General features: G+C 71.5%; 16 protein-coding genes. 4 read left to right on the top strand and 12 right to left on the bottom strand.

What is annotated here, in order from left to right; translation table 11 throughout:
- Nucleotides 1-72: 72 nt before the first annotated feature.
- The 3 genes from SALPAC6_RS0102710 to SALPAC6_RS0102700 form a co-directional block, all read right to left on the bottom strand.
- The gene (locus tag SALPAC6_RS0102710) at nucleotides 73-2,190 is read right to left on the bottom strand and encodes a HelD family protein (RefSeq protein ID WP_018251915.1); all 2,118 of its coding nucleotides are present in this window, start codon (nucleotides 2,188-2,190) and stop codon (nucleotides 73-75) included.
- A gap of 112 nt (nucleotides 2,191-2,302) precedes the next feature.
- The gene (locus tag SALPAC6_RS0102705) at nucleotides 2,303-3,220 is read right to left on the bottom strand and encodes an alpha/beta fold hydrolase (RefSeq protein ID WP_018251914.1); all 918 of its coding nucleotides are present in this window, start codon (nucleotides 3,218-3,220) and stop codon (nucleotides 2,303-2,305) included.
- 227 nt (nucleotides 3,221-3,447) lie between these two features.
- Nucleotides 3,448-3,777, bottom strand: a complete 330-nt coding sequence (locus SALPAC6_RS0102700) for a hypothetical protein (RefSeq protein WP_018251913.1) — start codon at nucleotides 3,775-3,777, stop codon at nucleotides 3,448-3,450.
- Nucleotides 3,778-4,088: 311 nt separating this feature from the next.
- Here SALPAC6_RS0102700 and SALPAC6_RS0102695 point away from each other — a divergent pair, with 311 nt between their 5' ends.
- Both SALPAC6_RS0102695 and SALPAC6_RS0102690 read left to right on the top strand, forming a co-directional pair.
- On the top strand, nucleotides 4,089-4,580 hold the full coding sequence (locus tag SALPAC6_RS0102695; protein ID WP_018251912.1) for a DUF3145 domain-containing protein: 492 nt from the start codon (nucleotides 4,089-4,091) through the stop codon (nucleotides 4,578-4,580).
- Between the two features lie 97 nt (nucleotides 4,581-4,677).
- Nucleotides 4,678-6,414 (top strand): glycoside hydrolase family 3 protein, encoded by a 1,737-nt coding sequence (locus SALPAC6_RS0102690; RefSeq protein ID WP_018251911.1) that lies wholly within the window; start codon nucleotides 4,678-4,680, stop codon nucleotides 6,412-6,414.
- A gap of 24 nt (nucleotides 6,415-6,438) precedes the next feature.
- Here the strand turns inward: SALPAC6_RS0102690 and SALPAC6_RS0102685 are convergent, their stop codons facing one another.
- The 7 genes from SALPAC6_RS0102685 to SALPAC6_RS0102655 all read right to left on the bottom strand — a co-directional run bounded on the left by SALPAC6_RS0102685 (nucleotide 6,439) and on the right by SALPAC6_RS0102655 (nucleotide 13,732).
- A complete protein-coding gene (locus SALPAC6_RS0102685) occupies nucleotides 6,439-7,122 on the bottom strand; it encodes a lipoprotein (protein WP_026189263.1) in 684 nt (227 codons plus the stop codon).
- Between the two features lie 135 nt (nucleotides 7,123-7,257).
- The gene (locus tag SALPAC6_RS0102680; RefSeq protein WP_018251909.1) at nucleotides 7,258-8,682 is read right to left on the bottom strand and encodes an acyl-CoA carboxylase subunit beta; all 1,425 of its coding nucleotides are present in this window, start codon (nucleotides 8,680-8,682) and stop codon (nucleotides 7,258-7,260) included.
- Between the two features lie 22 nt (nucleotides 8,683-8,704).
- Entirely contained in the window at nucleotides 8,705-9,931 is a 1,227-nt protein-coding gene (fabF, locus tag SALPAC6_RS0102675; RefSeq protein ID WP_018251908.1) for a beta-ketoacyl-ACP synthase II, read from the bottom strand.
- A gap of 2 nt (nucleotides 9,932-9,933) precedes the next feature.
- Nucleotides 9,934-10,173: an acyl carrier protein gene (locus tag SALPAC6_RS0102670; protein WP_012183711.1), complete on the bottom strand. Its 240-nt coding sequence runs from the start codon at nucleotides 10,171-10,173 to the stop codon at nucleotides 9,934-9,936.
- 72 nt (nucleotides 10,174-10,245) lie between these two features.
- Nucleotides 10,246-11,190, bottom strand: a complete 945-nt coding sequence (locus tag SALPAC6_RS0102665; protein ID WP_018251907.1) for a beta-ketoacyl-ACP synthase III — start codon at nucleotides 11,188-11,190, stop codon at nucleotides 10,246-10,248.
- A 40-nt stretch (nucleotides 11,191-11,230) separates the two neighbouring features.
- Complete coding sequence (locus SALPAC6_RS0102660) at nucleotides 11,231-12,400, bottom strand: acyltransferase domain-containing protein (protein WP_018251906.1); 1,170 nt, start codon at nucleotides 12,398-12,400, stop codon at nucleotides 11,231-11,233.
- Between the two features lie 105 nt (nucleotides 12,401-12,505).
- The gene (locus tag SALPAC6_RS0102655) at nucleotides 12,506-13,732 is read right to left on the bottom strand and encodes a PucR family transcriptional regulator (RefSeq protein ID WP_018251905.1); all 1,227 of its coding nucleotides are present in this window, start codon (nucleotides 13,730-13,732) and stop codon (nucleotides 12,506-12,508) included.
- A gap of 273 nt (nucleotides 13,733-14,005) precedes the next feature.
- On the opposite strand from SALPAC6_RS0102655, the gene SALPAC6_RS27100 reads away from it, so the two are divergent.
- Nucleotides 14,006-14,323: a hypothetical protein gene (locus tag SALPAC6_RS27100; RefSeq protein WP_026189262.1), complete on the top strand. Its 318-nt coding sequence runs from the start codon at nucleotides 14,006-14,008 to the stop codon at nucleotides 14,321-14,323.
- A gap of 75 nt (nucleotides 14,324-14,398) precedes the next feature.
- On the opposite strand, the gene SALPAC6_RS0102645 is transcribed toward SALPAC6_RS27100, so the two are convergent.
- Both SALPAC6_RS0102645 and gltX read right to left on the bottom strand, forming a co-directional pair.
- Nucleotides 14,399-15,049: a hypothetical protein gene (locus SALPAC6_RS0102645; RefSeq protein ID WP_018251904.1), complete on the bottom strand. Its 651-nt coding sequence runs from the start codon at nucleotides 15,047-15,049 to the stop codon at nucleotides 14,399-14,401.
- Between the two features lie 256 nt (nucleotides 15,050-15,305).
- Entirely contained in the window at nucleotides 15,306-16,715 is a 1,410-nt protein-coding gene (gltX, locus tag SALPAC6_RS0102640) for a glutamate--tRNA ligase (RefSeq protein ID WP_026189261.1), read from the bottom strand.
- Nucleotides 16,716-16,904: 189 nt separating this feature from the next.
- On the opposite strand from gltX, the gene SALPAC6_RS0102635 reads away from it, so the two are divergent.
- On the top strand, nucleotides 16,905-17,351 hold the full coding sequence (locus tag SALPAC6_RS0102635) for an SRPBCC family protein (RefSeq protein WP_018251902.1): 447 nt from the start codon (nucleotides 16,905-16,907) through the stop codon (nucleotides 17,349-17,351).
- Nucleotides 17,352-17,361 lie beyond the last annotated feature (10 nt).

Genomic DNA, 17,361 nt, shown 5'->3' with positions numbered 1-17,361 from the left:
GCGCCCAACCTATGTTCACATTGCCATGTGTGTAGTACCCCCCGGGGCGGTGCGAAAACGGACGAGCGCCGGTCAGCCGGACAGGTCGACCGTGGTGAGTCGTTGGGTGGCGCGGGACAGCGCGACGTACAACGTCCGCACGCCCGCCCCCGGCTCCGCCCGAATCTCGCCCGGGGCAACCAGGACGACGCCGTCGTACTCCATGCCCTTGGCCTCCAGGCTCGTCACCACCTGCAACCGGGGTGCGTCGAGCCCGTGCAGCCAACCGGCGACCTCGGCCCGGCGCGGCACCGGCGTGACCACGCCGACCGTGCCAGGAACCTCGGCGAGCAGGGTGTTGACCGCTGCCAGCACCGTAGTCTCCAGCTCCGCCGGCGGCACGCTCCGCCGCACCGGGTCGACCCCGGTCGAGCGGACGGCGACCGGCAGCGGGAGGTCCGGGTCAACCTGTCGGATCTCGGCCGCCGCCACCGCAAAGATCTCCGCCGGATTGCGGTAGTTGGTGGTCAGGGTGAAGTGGTGCCGCGGGCGTCTGCCGAGCGCTTGGTCGCGGGCCCGAGCCAACTCCGCCGGGTCGCCGGTCCACGCCGTCTGCGCCGGGTCGCCGACCACGGTCCATGAGGCCAACCGCCCCCGGCGGCCGATCATCCGCCACTGCATCGGCGACACATCCTGGGACTCGTCCACCACCACGTGCGTGTACTCGCGATAGTCCTCGGGGCGTTCTCGGGCCGCCTGTCGGGCGGCGCGCTGCCGGTCGGCGAACGTGCTCAGCTCGCGTACCCCGCCCGTCAGCTGGAACGGGTCCCGCCGGGGCCGGGCTGGCCTCATCGGCTTGCCCAGCAGGGCGTCCAACTCATCGAGCAGCGCGACGTCGGCCACGGTCAACCCAAGGGCGCCCCCGGCCCGGTACGCGTCGCCGAGCAGGCGGACCTCGTCGGCGGAGAGCACGCCCGCGGCATAGCGGCGCAGCCGCTCGGGCTGGGCCAGCCAGTCGAGTACGTGCCGCGGGTGTAGCCGGGGCCACCACGCCTTGAGGAACTCGCGGAAGTCCGTCCGGTCGGCCAGCTCGTCCTCGAACGCCCGCTGCTTCGGTAGGCCGGGAATGCCCAGCCGCCGGGCCTGCGCCCAGAGCGCGGCGAAGATGCCGTCGAAGCCGACCCGGCGTACCTCGTTGCGCCGCGCGCCCCGCCGCAATGCCCGATCGCGGATCGCGTTCAGCTCGCGACGGTCCACCCGCAGTAGCTCGCCCCGATAGAGCAGCCGCAGCTCGTCCGGGGTGCCCGGCGCTGCGTCCCGGGCGGCCCGCTCCAAGACCCGCCGCATCCGCAGCGAGCCCTTCACCGCGGCGACCTGCGGTGGGTCGGTACGGGTCGCACGCACTCCCGGGAAGAGCCCACCGAGCGCGGCGAGGGTGGCGGTCTCCTCGCCCAGCGATGGCAGCACCGACCCGATGTAGTCGACGAACACGGCCGACGGCCCGACCACCAGAATGCCGCCGCCGGCGTACCGGCTGCGGTCGGTGTAGAGCAGGTACGCCGCGCGGTGCAGGGCCACTGCCGTCTTGCCGGTCCCCGGGCCGCCGGAGACCACGGTGACACCCGAGCCCGGGGAGCGGATCGCCTCGTCCTGCTCCCGCTGGATGGTCGCCACAATGTCCCGCATTCCCCGTCCGGTCGCCTTGGACAGGGAGGCCAGCAGGGCGCCGTCGCCGACCGTCGTCATCTCCGGCGGAGTGGCAGCCGGGTCGAGTAGGTCGTCCTCGACCCCGGTGACCCGTTCCCCGCTCGAGGAGATCATGCGGCGGCGGATCACGCCCAGCGGCTGTGCCGGGGTTGCCTGGTAGAAGGCGGCGGCGGCCGGGGCCCGCCAGTCCACCACCAACGTCCTGGCACTCTCGTCCCGGATGCCAAGGCGGCCGACGTACAGCACCTGCCGGTTGTGCAGGTCGAGTCGGCCGAAGACGAGCCCCTCGTGCTCAGCGTCGAGCAGGTGCCGGCGCTGTGCCGCGTGGAAGACCATCGCGTCTCGCTCGACCAACGCGCCGAAGTTGCCGACCCGGGCCAGGCGGTAGCCGTCGGACTCGGCGCGGACCGCCGCCTGGCGCAGCTCGGCGAGGCGTGCGTACACCCGGTCCAGGTGCCGCTGTTCGACGGCGATCTCCTGCTCCAGCTCGGTCCGGTCGGTCAACGTTCGTTCCTCCTGGCGTCGGTGACCAGCGCGGCGCGGGACGCGCGGCGGTCAACCGCACGAGGGTACGCCCCGGCCGCGTCCCGCATGTTTCAGGTTCGGTGCGGCGGCCCTACCGGGCGACCGGCGCGGGACCGGCGAGGACCTGGCCCAGCACCCCGGCTAGGGCGGCGTTCACCGCGCCGGGGCGCTCCAGCATCAGCAGGTGACCCGCGCCGGGGCACACGGTCCGCCGGGTTGTCGGCAGCGCGGCCGCGATGGACACCGTGCACGGCAGCGGGGTCAGCCGGTCTCGGTCGCCGACCAGCGTGGCGCTTGGCAGGTGGGCCAGGTCAGCCAGGGTAGCCAGGCGGTGTTGGGCTCCGATCGAGGCGCGGAACCCGCCGATCGAGCGGAGGGACGCGTGGGCCACGGCGTGGGTGACCAGGCACAGGTCGGCCGGGTTGTACCGGTCGCCGAAGAGTATCCAGCGGATGCTGGGCCGGAGGGCGCGGAGTAGCGGCCGGGGCGGCCGCCGGGATCCGCAGCGGGCCAGGACGCCGGCGCCGGTGCTTTCCGCGAGCCGGATCAGCCGGGCGATCCGGGGCGACAGGCCATAGACGGTGTGCGTGTGCCCCTCGGCGGTGGTGGAGACGAAGACCAGACCGGCGACACGGGCGGCGAAGTGCGTGGGGTGGCGGTGAGCGTACTCCATGATCGTCATTCCGCCCATGGAGTGGCCGATGAGCACCACCGGCCCGGTGGGGACGACCGCGTCCAGCACCGCCGCGAGGTCGTCGCCGAGCTGGGCCAGGGTGGCGGTGGGCAGCGTCATACAGCTGGATCGCCCGTGCCCGCGCGCGTCGTAGGTCACCACCCGTACCTGTGCGCCGAAGCGGTCTCGCAACGCGGTGAGCTGCCGGTGCCAGATGCTTCCGTCCAGCGTCCAGCCGTGTAGCAGCACGGCGGTCACCTCGGCGTCGACCGGACCGTCGGTCTCGACGTGCAGGCGAACAGTGTCAGCGAGGCGAAGTTCCCGTACGTCCGGCATCGCCGCCTCCCTGGGCCGCGCGGATCCGTCACCCCGGCGGCACCCGGTGGCAGCACCGGTTACCAGTCATGACACCACGGCACAGCTATCCGGAGGAAGATGGCGTCCGGTCCGGGTAGCGGAAGTGCCGTTCCGCTGGCCGGTCAGCACGATGCAGCCCGCCGGGGCATCCCGACGGGCCGCATCCTTCGTTGCTCCCCGAGTGAGGCAGCTGGCTGGCGTGAGGGTCAGCCCTCGAAGACGCCGGCCTCGACGAGGCGCTTCTCGGTGGCGTCCCAGCCATCACCCGGGTGGGTGGTGTTGAGGGAGTTCAGCTCCGCCCGGATCTTGGCGGCGTGGCCCGCGGCGGCCAGCGTCCGGATCTCCTCGACGAAAGCGTCGGAGTCGGTGCGCAGGTGGGCGGTCTTACCGTTGGTCAGGTTACGCACGTACGCGTTCCGGCCGCCGTTGAGTGGGATCAGGTACTTGAACTCGCCCAGCACGCTGAGGGCACCACCCTGGCCAGCCTGGCCGGCCCGGACAGACGCGCGCGCGGTCTTCGAGGTGTTGCTCGCCACGGAGGTACTCCTTGCAGACGTACGGGAGGACGCGGGTAAGACGTCCGGGGGCTGGTGCGGACCTCACCCGATGGGTGATCCCGCGGAGAAGTTCGCGGCACAGGCCGCCAATGGAACTGTACACGAGCGTACGGCCGGATTGGCCACCGCCTTGGGTCGGTCCAACGGGCTCACCCGACCAGCTATTCCGGGACCCGGATTTTCCGAATCCCTGGCGCACCATCCGTCACACCAGTCATGATGTGCCCCGGTAGCCACCTGGCGCGACGAGGTCGTAGGGGAAGACGCACCTCGCTCCCCGGGAGGTCACCGTGCCAACGCGTGGCGTCGTATACGTCCACTCGACCCCGCTCGCCGTGTGCTCGCACGTCGAGTGGGCGATCGCGCGCGTCCTTGCGGCGCCGGTCAACCTGCAGTGGACAGCTCAGCCCGTAGACCCCGGTGCGCGCCGGGCTGAGTGCGGGTGGACCGGTCGCCCCGGAACGGGCGCCGAGCTGGCTGCTGCCCTCCGGCAGTGGCCCATGATTCGTTTCGAGGTCACGGAGGAGCCGAGTCCCGGCGCCGACGGGGAACGCTTCATGTACGTCCCGGGCCGCGGGCTCTTCCAGGCGGCCATCGGCGCGGCCGGCGACATTCAGCTCGGTGAGGACCGGTTGCGCAGCATCATGGCGGATGCCCGGGGGCCCGAGGCCCTCGCACACGCCCTGGAGAAGGCCCTCGGGGCGGCCTGGGACGCCGAGTTGGAGCCCTACCGGTACGCCGGCGACGGCGCTCCGGTGACGCTGCTCACCCGCGTCGGCTGACGTCTGTACCCACAAAGGTGAGGGCGTCACGTGTTTCGGTGGCGGCCATTCGGCGCGGGTAGGGTCGACTTGCCCCGACCGGTGTCGAGAGAGTGGGATGGCTCGCGTGTCGATACCTGCACGACGTGGCGGTGTCGCGGTCATCGCGCTGGCCGCACTCACTGCCCTGCTTCTTGCCGGCTGCACCGGTGATCCGGGGCGCGCCCAGTCGACCCGGGCGACGAGTGGCCCGACGGCCGGCCCACCGTCCATCGGCCCGGACGAGGATCCTGCGGCCAGTGCCGTCGCCCTGGCCAACTCGCTGGCGGATGAGGACCTCGTCGGCCAGGTGTTGATGCCGTACGCCTACGGTGCCGCCGCCGATCAGGTCTCGGCCGGCTCGGCCGCCGGCAACCAGGAACTGGCCGGCGTCGACACCCCCGCCCAAATGATCGCGAAGTACCGCCTCGGCGGGCTCATCCTCGTTGGTTTCAGCGCGGACGACCCGACCAGCGGCAACCAGGAGACCACCAACGTTGACAACCCGGAACAGGTCCGGGCGCTGACCACCGGGCTGCGGTCCGCCGCCGCCGACCTGGCCACCGGCGCGGCGCCGTTTTTGATCGGCACCGATCAGGAGTACGGGGTGGTCACCCGGATCACCGACGGGGTCACCATGCTGCCCAGCGCGTTGGCCGCGGGAGCAGCCGGCAGACCTGAGCTGACCGAGGCCGCCTGGCGGGCTGCCGGCACCGAGCTCGCCGCGATGGGCGTCAACGTGGACTTCGCTCCCGTCGCCGACGTGCTGGTCACCCCCAGCACCGTGATCGGGTCCCGGTCGTACGGCGCCGAACCGGCGATGGTGGCCGAGCAGGTCAGTGCGGTGGTGAGCGGTCTGCAGGCGACCGGCGTCGCGGCCACCCTGAAGCACTTTCCCGGCCACGGGCACAGCGCCACCGATTCCCACGAGGCACTGCCGGTGCTGCCGCAGCCCCGCACCGTGCTCGAGCTGGAGGCCTGGCGTCCCTTCGCGGCCGGTATCGGGGCCGGCGCCCTCGCCGTGATGTCCGGGCACCTCGACGTCCGCGCGGTTGACCCGGGCACCCCGGCGACGTTCTCGCACACCCTGCTCACCGAGGTGCTCCGTGGCGAGCTCGGCTTTCAGGGTGTCGTGATCACCGACGGGATGAACATGGCTCCTGCCAAGCGCTGGTCGCCCGGGGAGGCGGCGGTCCGTGCGCTGAAGGCCGGCAATGACCTGATCCTCATGCCGCCGAACGTCGGCCAGGCGTACGACGGACTGCTCGCCGCGCTGCGCGACGGCTCGCTGCCCCGAACCCGGCTGGTGGAGGCGGTGACCCGGGTGCTGACCATGAAGTTCACCCTGGCCGGTGCGGCCACTCCGGAACTGGATGTCGTCGGTGCGCCGGCCCACCAGGCGGCGGCCACCGAACTCGCCACCGCCGCGGTGACCGCGCTGCGCGGCCCGTGTGGCAGCCCGGTCTCCGGGCCGGTCACCGTGACCGCCTCCGCCGGCAGGGAGCACACCCGGGCGATGCTGATCGAGAAGCTGACCGCGGCTGGGGTGCCGGTGACCGACAGCGGCGGTGCCGTGATCCACCTGGTCGGCTACGGCGACGGCGCCGACGACCTGAGCGCCGACGCCGCCGTGACCATCGCCATGGACACCCCGTACCTGTTGGCCGAGGCGGACTCCCCGGCGTTGCTGGCGACCTACTCGTCGAGCCCGGCGTCGATGACCGGACTGGCGCAGGTGCTGGCCGGCGAAGTCACCCCGACCGGTCGCACACCGGTGCCGGTATCCGGCCTGCCGGCCACGACCTGCGGCAGCTGAGTCACCCGGCCGGGGCCCAGCCGGTCAGCCCGTCGTTCGTAGCCCCTGTACCGCCAACCGATACACCGGCAGCACATCGGATGCCTCGGCGATGAGACCCTCATTGACCGTGAACAGCAGGGACTGCCCATCCGCCGGTATGGCCGCCGCCCAGCTCCGGTGGGCCTCGTCGAGCAGTTCGTTGTGGCTGGTCCAGGTCGCCTCCACACCGGGGAGGTCACCGACGGTCACGTCGCGGAACTGCGCCTCGGCGGTCTGCTCGAGCGACGTGTCGGCGAGGAAGGCGTCCAGGGCTGCCCGGGGCGCGACACCCTGCTCGGTGGTCCAGACCCGGAGGAAACCGGCGTGGTGATCGCGTCCGTCCACCTCGCATCGTATGGTGGCGCCACCCCGGGTGCCCAACGTGGCAAGGATCTCGGCGGCCAGCTCCGGATCCTCGGCGGTCGCCGGGTCCAACTCGACGGCTTTGGCCTGCCAACCCTCGGCGACCGGGAAGGTGACCGGCAGCGGGCACGGCCCGTCCGCGCCACCGGCGGCACCGGCGGCGCTGGCCGAGGTGATCTCGTCGTACCAGGGCTCGCCGACGGTGGAGTTTCCAGCCGATGAGCCGGGGTCCGCCGGCTCCTCCTCCGCGCCGCAGCCGGCCGGAACCAGGAGGGCGAGAACGGCCAGTGCGGCCGGTAGACGATGACGCAGCACAGTACACATCCCTAGGCTCGAACGTGGACCGACACTGTAACGTGGGCCGACACCGTGCAGCGTGCCGGCCACCCACCGGGATAGAGCTATACCGCAGCCCCCGGTCACCGCGGTCGGCGGTGCCCGGGGGCCGGCGGATGTCCGCTAGAGCGGGATGTTGCCGTGCGCGCCGCGGCCGGCCGGTGCCACCGCGAGGGCCTCAGCAATCTGTCGGCGGGTCTCGGCCGGCTTGATGACGTTGTCGACCACACCGATCTCCAACGCCCGGTTCACCCCACCCGCGACCCGGATCTGCTCCTCGATCAGCTCGGCGCGCAGCGCCTCGCGCTTGTCCGGTGGGGTGGCGGCCAGCTTCTTGCGGTGCAGGATGTTCACCGCCGCGCTGGCGCCCATCACCGCGACCTCCGCATTCGGCCAGGCGAAGACTGCGGTCGCGCCAAGGGAGCGGGAGTTCATCGCGATGTACGCGCCGCCGTACGCCTTGCGGGTCACCAGCGTCACCCGTGGCACGACCGCCTCGGCGAAGGCGTGCAGCAGCTTCGCTCCGCGCCGGACCACCCCGTCCCACTCCTGGCCCAGACCGGGCAGGTAACCGGGGACGTCAACGAGCACGATCAGCGGTACGCCGAGCGAGTCGCACATCCGCACGAAGCGGGCCGCCTTCTCGGCGCTGGACGCGTCGAGGCAGCCGCCGAGCCGCAGCGGGTTGTTGGCGATCACTCCGACCGTCCGGCCGGCGAACCGCCCCAGGCTGGTGACGATGTTCGGGGCCCACTTGGCGTGCAGCTCGACACCGGGCGCGTCGAGCAGCGCCTTGACCACCGGCTTGACGTCGTACGCCCGGTTCGCCTCGGCCGGCATCTTCGCGGCCAGGTCGTGCCCGTCCTCGGCGGTGACCGGTACATCGTCGGGGCAGAGTCGGCCCTGGTGACCGAGGAGGGCCGCGAGCCGACGTGACTGGGCCAGCGCCTCCTCGTCGTCCCGGCACGTCACGTGTACGACGCCGGAGCGCCGGCCGTGCGGTTCGGGGCCACCGAGGCGGGCCATGTCGACCTGCTCGCCGGTGACGCTGCGGACGACCTCCGGGCCGGTCACGAAGATCCGGCCGGCGCCGCTCATCACCACGATGTCGGTGAGCGCCGGCCCGTAGGCGGCGCCCCCCGCGGCGGGACCGAGCACGACGGAGATCTGTGGTACCCGACCGGAGGCGCGGACCATGGCGGCGAAGACCTGACCGACCGCGTCGAGCGCGACCACGCCCTCGGCGAGTCGGGCTCCGCCGGAGTGCCAGATCCCGAGTACGGGCACCCGCTCCCGGACGGCGGTGTCAATCGCGTCGACGATGTGTCGGCAACCGTCAACGCCCATCGCGCCGCCCATCTTCGTGGCGTCGGTCGCGTATGCGATGGCCGGGGTGCCCTCGATCTCACCGCGGGCGCAGAGCACACCGGAGGTGTCGCGTGGGGCGAGTAGGCGGAGCGTGCCCGCGTCGAACAGGGACCGGAGCCGCAGCTCCGGATCCCGATAATCCACGGTAGACGTTTCGGGGCCGGCAACAGTGGTGGTCACGTGAGCCTCCAAGGCTGTGGTCTCAGGCCCGCGTGAAGACGAGAGCCACGTTGTGCCCGCCAAAGCCGAAGGAGTTGTTCAGCGCAGCGGGGATCTCCAGGTGGCGCGCCTTGTTGGCGGCCACATCCAGGTCGAGACCGTCGTCCGGGTCGTCCAGGTTGATCGTGGGCGGTACCACACCATTCCGAATCGCCAGGATCGTGGCGATCGACTCCAGCGCGCCGGACGCGCCGAGCAGGTGCCCGGACATCGACTTTGTCGCCGTCAGGACGGGGTGGTCACCCAGTGCCTGGCGCAGTGCCTTGATCTCGGCCAGGTCGCCGACTGGGGTTGAGGTGGCGTGGGCATTGACGTGCACGATTTCGCGCCGGTCGATGTCCGCGTCGGCGATCGCTTTCGTGATGGCCCGGACCGCGCCGGCGCCCTCCGGGTGTGGCTGAACGATGTCGTAGCCGTCGGAGGTTATTCCGGCACCGGCGAGCCGTGCATACACCCGGGCGCCGCGGGCCGCGGCGTGGTCGGCGCGCTCCAGCACGATCGCCCCGGCACCCTCGCCGAGCACGAAGCCGTCGCGGGCCTTGTCCCAGGGGCGAGAGGCCTTCTCCGGCTCGTCGTTGCGGGTGGACATCGCCCGCATCGAGGAGAAGCCAGCGATCGGCAGCTGGTGGATGACCGCCTCGGTGCCACCGGCCACCACCACATCGGCGCGCCCGGCACGGATCATGTCCATGCCGAGGGTGATCGCCTCTGCGCCGGTGGCGCAGGCGCTGGCCACGCAGTGCACGCCCGCACGGGCGCCCAGCTCGAGGCCGACCCAGGCGGCGGGGCCATTCGGCATCAGCATCGGAATGGTGTGCGGGGAGACCCGCCGCGGGCCGGAGGCCTCCAGGATGTCGTCCTGGGCGAGCAGGGTCAGTGCGCCGCCGATGCCCGAGCCGACGCTGACGCCGAGCCGCTCCGGGTCCAGCCCGGAATCGGCGAGACCGGCATCCGCCCAAGCCTGGTTCGTGGCGATGATCGCGATCGCCTCGGAGCGGTCCAGCCGGCGCAACTTGACCCGGTCCAGCAGCTCAGCCGGGTCGACCGCGAGCTGGGCTGCGATCCGGACCGGTAGCTGCTCGGCCCAGTCCGGGGTGAGCGCGCTCACCCCGGACTGGCCATTGAGCATGGCGTCCCAGGTTGACGCGACGTCCCCGCCCAGCGGGGTGGTCGCGCCGAGACCGGTGACGACGACGTCAGTGTGGGTCATGGTCAGGACTGCGCCTCGATGTAGCTGACGGCGTCCCCGACCGTCTTCAGGTTCTGCACCTCGTTGTCCGGGATCTTGACGCCGAACTTCTCTTCGGCGGCCACCACGACCTCCACCATCGACAGCGAGTCGACATCCAGGTCGTCGGTGAAGGACTTCCCCTCGGCCACGTCGTCCGGGGTCACCCCGGCAACCTCTTCGAGGATCTCGGCGAGGCCGGTGGTGATCTCGTCACGGGTCATTGCTGTTGGTTCCTCTCATCGGGGTTGCTTCGCCACGGTGGCGAAGGGTGGCGTGGCGAGGCACGCCGGGTCTCAGGGGCAGCGGATGACCTGACCGGCATAGGTCAGGCCACCGCCGAAGCCGAACAGCAGCACTGGCGCGCCGGAGGGCACCTCACGCCGTTCCATCAGCTTCGACAGGGCCAGGGGAATGCTCGCCGCCGAGGTGTTTCCGGATTCGACCAGGTCCTTGGCGACGATCGCCTGCGGGATGCCGAGGCGCTTGACGATGCCGTCGATGATGCGGGTGTTGGCCTGGTGCGGCACGAACGCCGCCAGCTCCGACGGGGCGACCCCGGCCCGCTCACATGCCTGGAGTGCGAGCGGCGCCAGCGCGGTGGTGGCCCAGCGGAAGACGGTCTGTCCCTCCTGCCGCACGTACGGGCGCCATCCCTCGATCCGGACCGCGTCGCCGCGCTCCGGCACCGAGCCCCACACCACCGGGCCGATGCCGGCCGGCTCATCCGCCCCGGTGGCGGTGACCACCGCGGCCCCCGCTCCATCGCCAAAGATGATGCAGGTCGAACGGTCCGTCCAGTCGGTGAAGTCGGAGAGCTTCTCCGCGCCGATGACGATGGCGTTCCGCGCCGCGCCGGCCCGGACCGCGTGGTCAACGGTGCCGAGGGCGTACGCGAAGCCGGAGCAGGCGGTGTTGAGGTCGTACGCGCCGGGCGCGGTGATGCCGAGCCGGGCCGCGACCTGGGAGGCGACGTTCGGGCTGCGATCGACCGCGGTGCAGGTGGCGACCACGACGAGGTCGATGTCGGCGGCGGTCAGGCCGGAACCGGCCAGCGCCTTGCCAGCGGCGGCGGCGGCCATGTCGGTGACCGTCTCGCCGTCGGCGATCCGGCGGGTGGCGATGCCGACCCGGTCGCGGATCCACTCGTCGCTGGTCTCCACCAGCTGGGCGATCTCGTTGTTGGTCACCACCCGGGATGGCTGGTAGTGGCCGAGCGCAACGATCCGGCTGCCCGTCATCAAGGCTGTCCTTCCCTATGCGGCCATGGGTACCGCAATGTCATGTGTGGCCACCGATTCGGGCCAGCGGCTGGCCCGGGGCAACCGGGTCGTCGTGGTGGGCGAGCCATTCGGTGAGCAGTCCGCTGTGGTGGGCGGTGACCTCGACCGAGCCCTGTCGGGTGGCGACGTGGCCAATGATCTGACCGGCGCGCAGGTCAACGCCCTCGGCCAGCTCGTCAGCGGGGGCGAAGGTGCCGGCGGCGGGGGAGACCACGACCCGGAACTGGATGCTCGGCTCGTGGCCACCGAGGCCGCTGTGCCGGGCGATCAGATCTCGCGCAGCGGGCAGGTCGTCCGGGGTGTTGAGGGTGACGATCTCGGGGGTGGCCTCGCCCTTCAGCTCCCGCTTGACCAGGCCGGCGAGGGTGCCGGCCGGGGGTAGCTCAATCACCCCGGTCACGCCGAGGTCGGCGAGGGTGCGCAGGCACAGGTCCCAACGGACCGGGGCGGTGACCTGGCGGATCAGCCGCTGCACCATCTCCCGGCCGTGGTTCACGGCGGCACCGTCGAGGTTTGACAGCAGGATGTGAGTCGGGTCAGTGGGGGTGACGCCGGCAGCCACGGCGGCCAGGGCGGCCTCTGCCGGGGCCATGTACGGCGTGTGGAAGGCACCGGCCACCTGTAGCTGGCGGACGCGGGCCCGGGCGGGGGGCTCAGCGGCGAGTTTCTCCAGCCCACCAAGGGAGCCGGCAGCCACGACCTGGCCGGCGCCGTTGCGGTTGGCCGGGTGTAGCCCGTGCTTCTCGATGGCGGCGAGCACCCCCTCGGGGTCGCCCCCGAGTAGTGCGGCCATCCCGGTCGGTTCCAGCGCGCAGGCGGCTGCCATCTCGCGCCCCCGGACGGCGGCCAGGGTGATCGCGGCCTCTGGCGTGAGCACTCCGGCGAGCGAGGTCGCGCCCAGCTCGCCGACGCTGTGGCCGGCGGTGAGTGTGACCTCGTGCATCGGCAGCTGCTCGGCGGCGAGCAGCGCCGCCGCGACGAGCAGCGGCTGGGTGCGGGCGGTGTCCTTGATTTCGTCAGCGTCCGCGGTCGTGCCGAGGTGCACCAGGTCAACCCCGGCGAGCGCGGACCACCAGCGCAACCGCGCCTCGGTGCCGGGTAGGTCGAGCCAAGGGGTCAGGAAGCCGGGCTTCTGTGAACCCTGGCCGGGGGAGAGTACAGCAAGCACGGGTATGACTCTCCCGGATCCGTGCGGGTGGCGCTGTGTCGCCTTGCACCAAACCACACTAGAACCTTTGGAGGAATCCTACAAAGGCCCACCGATGCGGTCAGCCTATTGCCCTGCTCTGGGAGTAGCCGGGCTTGTTGTCCGATTCGGCGTCAGGGCGACTACCGGGTCGAGTCGGCCGACGGTGAGCGCCACCCGGAGCGCGTACGCGTCCCGTGCCGCGAGGGGAGAGAGCCCGGTCACCTCCGCCACCCGGCGCAGCCGGTACCGCACCGTGTTCGGGTGCACGAAGAGCGCCCGGGCTGCGCTTTCCAGGGTGCCGCTGGCGGTGAAGAAGGCATCCAGCGTCTCCAGCAGCTCCCCGCCGGAGCGGACCAGCGGGGCGTACACGTCGTGCCGCAGCCGGCGGCGGGCCTCGGCATCTCCGGCGAGCGCCCGCTCCGGTAACAGGTCGGCGGCGGGCACCGGTCGGGGCGCGGCCGGCCAGGCAGGGGCGGCCCGGAAGCCGGCGAGGGCGGCCCGGGCGGAGTCGGTGGCCTCGTCCAGGCTCGGCACGGCCGGGCCTACCACGACCGGGCCGGTACCGAAGGCGTCGAGCAGCTTGCCGGTGGCGGCCACCGGATCGGCCACCCCACCGAGCACGATGACCAGGCGGTCGCCGTGCACGCCGCCGATCACCTCGGCGCCGATTCGTCGGGCCAGTCGGTAGACGGTGTGCAGCACGGCAGAGACCTCCCCGCCCGGGGAGCGGCCCACCGCTACCGCGACCGGGGGCGCGTCCGCCCAGCCCAGCGCCGCCGCCCGGCTGGCCAACACGTCTGGTGAGTCGCCACGCAGCAGCGCGTCAACCAGTAGGGCCTGGAGTCGGGCGTCCCAGGAGCCCCGCGACTCGGCGGCCCGCGCGTACACCCGGGCGGCGGCGAACGCGATCTCCCGGGAGTAGCGTAGCACCACATCCCGCAGCTGCTGCTCCTCGCCGGGAGCGGCGAGGGTCGGGACTCGTTCCTCCACCACGTCGATGGTCACCTTGATCAGGGCTACCGTCTGCTGGAGGCTGATGGAGCGGGCCAGGGCCTGCGGTGCGGTTGCGAAGACCTCGTCGGAGACCTCCTGGGTGCTGTCCGCGGTGCCGCCGCCGGTGCGCAGCCACTGCACCAGGGAGCGGGCACCAGCCTGCGCCACCAACATGACCCAGGAGCGTTGGTCGGCCGGGAGCTCGCGGAACCAGGGCAGTGTCTCGTCCATCCGCGCCACGCTGGCGGTGGCGAGCACTCCCGCCGCCCGCTCGATCCGGCGCAACGTGGCCGCCAGCTCGGTTCCCGGCTCGTTCACCGCCCTAGCCTGACACGTCGCTATCGGCGATGTTGGGTCGGGTGAGCGGGCCTGCGCGGCGGTCACGGTCAGCCTTTCCCGCAGGTCTGGCGTCGGTCGCGCCCGCCTTCGGTGACGCGTATCACCCGGTCGGTGCGCCCGAGCTCGGTGATTCGCGTCGATTCCAACTGTGACCTGGTACGCGTGCCGCACCGCCCGTCGGCCCCGGCCAGTACGGTGACAGGGCACGCCGGGGCAGCGCCGGTGGGCGACGGCGAGGGTGAGGAGACCTGGATGGCGCACGGGGAGGCCGAGCGCGGCTGCGCCCAGGACGGGCACTGCCGGCCGGGCCACCACGAGTTGCCCAAGAACCAGCGGTGGCTTGGCGGCAGCGTGCCGGGCGAGACACCGAGCGGGCAGCTACCGGAGCGCGTTGACGACGATGCAGCGGTGCCACGCCAACGGGCCGCCGAGTCGTTCGGCTCGTCGCCGGGCCCGGTTGGGGGCTGTCTCAGCGGCCTGCCGGGCTGGGCTGGCGCGCACCGCCACGGACCGGTGCGACCCCGATCGCGCGCTGGGCGACCGGGGCGACCGCCCCGCCGCTGGTGTTGACCCAGCGGCGGGGAAACGGTCGCTGACGGACGGGGCCGCGCCGACCGGCGGGGCCCCGAATTCACTCCGAAGGCGTCAGCGGGTTCGACGCCGGATCAGCAGTGCGATCCCGGCCAGCCCCATGGTGATCGTCAGTACGACGGCTACGTTGACCAGGAGCAGCCGGGGAAACCCGCTGAAGGCCTCGTCGATGTTTCCAGCGGGGTCCAGCGCATCTTCCGGAATCATCCGTTCGCTGCCGCCAGCCCCACCGGCAACCGTGTCCACCTGCCGTTCCAACGGAACGCCAGATGTCCGCAGCGTCTCCGACATGGTGAGCCGGCCGAAGAACCAGCCGGCAGTGGTCTGCTGAGAGTCCGGCTGCTTGGCCGGTCGGTAGATGCGGGGCCCGCCGACGGCCTTCGGGTACAGGTCGTAGGTCTGCTTGGGGGTGTCGCCCGAGAGCACGACGACGGTGTACTTCGGACCGAGGTCGGCCTGCTTCGGTTCGCTGCTCTGGCCGGCGTCGCCGAGGAAGTTGACCTGGTCGATGACGGCCGCCATCTGGGACGGGTGGGTTTCGGCGCGTAGGTGTAGCGGCTCGGCTATCCCGACGCCGGTGATGTCCACGCCCGCGGGCGATGCCGTCGACGTCGCCGACGCGGGTGCGGTCAGGCCGAGTGAGAGCACTCCCGCCGTGAGACCGCTGGCCATGATCGCGACCAACCGCCGTATCCGATGGACCATCGCTGCCTCCTCGCCCCCGTTCGATGGATGGCATCGCTGTGGCTTCGTGCACGCGAATCGCCGTGGACGCCCGGATGCCAGGCCGGACGCCCTCCACCTCAATAGACTCCGTCACGCGATAGCTGGCCACATCTCCTGGTGAAGAAATTTCAGCTATCTGTGATCTTCCACCGAGGAGTCGCCGATCGCGGGTCGGTCGACCCGCGCATTTTACCTACCGCGCCGGACAACCGGACAGCAGGGTGTGTCTCACCGCTCAGGGGAGGCGGAGCCGGGCTGCCCGTAGCCGGGTCAGCGTGCGCTCGCGGCCCAGGACCTCGAGCGACTCGAAGAGGGGGAGACCGACCCGGCGGCCGGTCACCGCCACCCGGACGGGCGCCTGGGCCTTGCCCAGTTTCAGGCCGTGCTCTGCGCCGACCGCCTCCAGTGTCGACTTGGTCGAATCCGCGTCCCACGAAGGCACCGCGGTGAAGGCGGCGATCACGGCGTCGAGCAGGTCGCCTGCGCCCTCCTTCATCGCCTTGGCCCATGCTCCCTCGTCAATCAGCGGTGTGTCGAGGAAGAGGAAGTCCACGTTGGGCACGATCTCGCTGAGCACCGCGATCCGGGTCTGCGCCAGCGGTGCCACCGCCGCGAACGCCTCGGCGTCGAACTCATCCGGCTGCCACGGCGGAGGTGCGATCGTCGCGGTGCCGGTCAACCATGGCTGGCAAGCCGCGATGAACTCGGCGACCGGCAGCGCGCGGATGTACTCGCCGTTGAACGCGCGTAGCTTCTTCTCGTCGAAGAAAGCCGAGGAGGGATTCACCTCCTCCAGTCGGAACTCCGCCTCGATCGTCGGCCAGGGGACGATCTCCCGGTCGCCGGCCGGGGCCCAGCCGAGCAGCATCAGGTAGTTGCACATGGCGTCGGCGAGATAGCCCTCGTCGCGGTAGGCCTCCAGGGCCACCTTGTCGCGGCGCTTGGACAGCTTCTGCCGCTTCTCGTTGACGACGACCGGGACATGCGCCCAGACCGGCGGCTTCACGCCGAGTGCCTCCCAGAGCAGCTGCTGCTTCGGCGTGTTGGGTAGGTGCTCCTCGGCCCGGATGACGTGGGTGATCCCCATCGTCATGTCGTCAACCACGTTGGCGAGCAGGAAGACCGGTGAACCGTCGCTCCGGGCGATCACGAAGTCCTCGATCAGCCGATTGTCGAAGGTGGGCTCACCGCGGATCAGGTCGACCACCACGGTCGTACCCTCGTCCGGGGTCCGGAAGCGGAGGGCGCGGCCGGCGCCCGGCCCCAGGTTCCGATCCCGACAGAAACCGTCGTAGCCGGTGTGTGGTGAGCCGGTACGGGTCTGTACCGCCTCTCGGGTGCAGTCGCAGTAGTACGCCCGCCCGCCCTCGTGTAGCCGGCTGGCGGCGGCGCGGTGCTCGGTCGCGTACGAGGACTGGAAGTAGGGCCCTTCGTAGCTGCCGCGCGCGATGCCGATCCAGTCCAGCGCCGCCAGGATGCCCTCGGTCCACTCGGGCTTGTTGCGGGCCGCGTCCGTGTCCTCGACCCGGAGTACGAACACCCCACCCTGCTGCTTGGCGAAGATCCAGTTCTGTAGGGCCGAACGGGCACCGCCGACGTGGAACATGCCGGTTGGGGAGGGGGCGAAGCGTACACGTACCGTCACGCCCCCAAGCCTACGGCCGGCCGTACCGGCCTTCGGAAGGGCCCCTTGCCATCGGTGGCGGCCATACCCGTACCGCACGGATAGAGGCAAGGGTCTTCGGCGTGTCTTTTACCCACCTGTCCGTTTACGTCCGAAATAGCGCATAGAGTGCCGATATCGTGGGTTGTCCGCACTGGAGGAAGACGGAAAATGATCCTCGTGGAACGCAGCTCGCACGTAACCGCGCCGATCGAAGCGGTCTGGGGCGTCGTGCAGCGGGCTGAACAGCTACCGGCCTGGCTGGCCGGGGTCCGTGCGGCGGAAGTGCTCTCTGGGGAGGGCTTCGGCCGGCGGCAGCGGGTCCAGGCGGGGCGCGGCGCGGCACATGATGCCGAGGTGATCGCCTACCAGGAGCCGACCCTGATCGGCTGGCGGGAACGCGCCAAGGGCGCCGGTGCCCGGGCGGAGGCGCGCACCGAGATCTACGTCCAGCTCACCGCTGACGAGGCGGAGGGCGGGACGGTCGTGCGGCTGATCGTCGTACGCTGGCCGGCCGGTCCGGTCAAGGCTGCCCTGCTCCGGCTCGGTCTGCGTCGGGTCGGCGCCGACCTGGAGGACTCGCTCGCCCGGCTGACCGACCTGGCCGCCGTCGGCTGACCGGGTCTTG

Source organism: Salinispora mooreana (assembly GCF_000379065.1).
Classification (GTDB): Bacteria; Actinomycetota; Actinomycetes; order Mycobacteriales; family Micromonosporaceae; genus Micromonospora; species Micromonospora mooreana.
Note: the sequence above shows the minus strand (reverse complement) of the source record. Positions and strands in the feature narration are given on the sequence as shown.

Bases quoted from the DNA above. Each gene is read 5' to 3' on its own strand.
- SALPAC6_RS0102705 (WP_018251914.1), bottom strand. From the start codon at position 3,220: ATGCCGGACGTACGGGAACTTCGCCTCGCTGACACTGTTCGCCTGCAC.
- SALPAC6_RS0102690 (WP_018251911.1), top strand. From the start codon at position 4,678: ATGGCTCGCGTGTCGATACCTGCACGACGTGGCGGTGTCGCGGTCATC.
- SALPAC6_RS0102685 (WP_026189263.1), bottom strand. From the start codon at position 7,122: ATGTGTACTGTGCTGCGTCATCGTCTACCGGCCGCACTGGCCGTTCTC.
- fabF (WP_018251908.1), bottom strand. From the start codon at position 9,931: ATGACCCACACTGACGTCGTCGTCACCGGTCTCGGCGCGACCACCCCG.
- SALPAC6_RS0102670 (WP_012183711.1), bottom strand. From the start codon at position 10,173: ATGACCCGTGACGAGATCACCACCGGCCTCGCCGAGATCCTCGAAGAG.
- SALPAC6_RS0102665 (WP_018251907.1), bottom strand. From the start codon at position 11,190: ATGACGGGCAGCCGGATCGTTGCGCTCGGCCACTACCAGCCATCCCGG.
- SALPAC6_RS27100 (WP_026189262.1), top strand. From the start codon at position 14,006: ATGGCGCACGGGGAGGCCGAGCGCGGCTGCGCCCAGGACGGGCACTGC.
- SALPAC6_RS0102645 (WP_018251904.1), bottom strand. From the start codon at position 15,049: ATGGTCCATCGGATACGGCGGTTGGTCGCGATCATGGCCAGCGGTCTC.
- SALPAC6_RS0102635 (WP_018251902.1), top strand. From the start codon at position 16,905: ATGATCCTCGTGGAACGCAGCTCGCACGTAACCGCGCCGATCGAAGCG.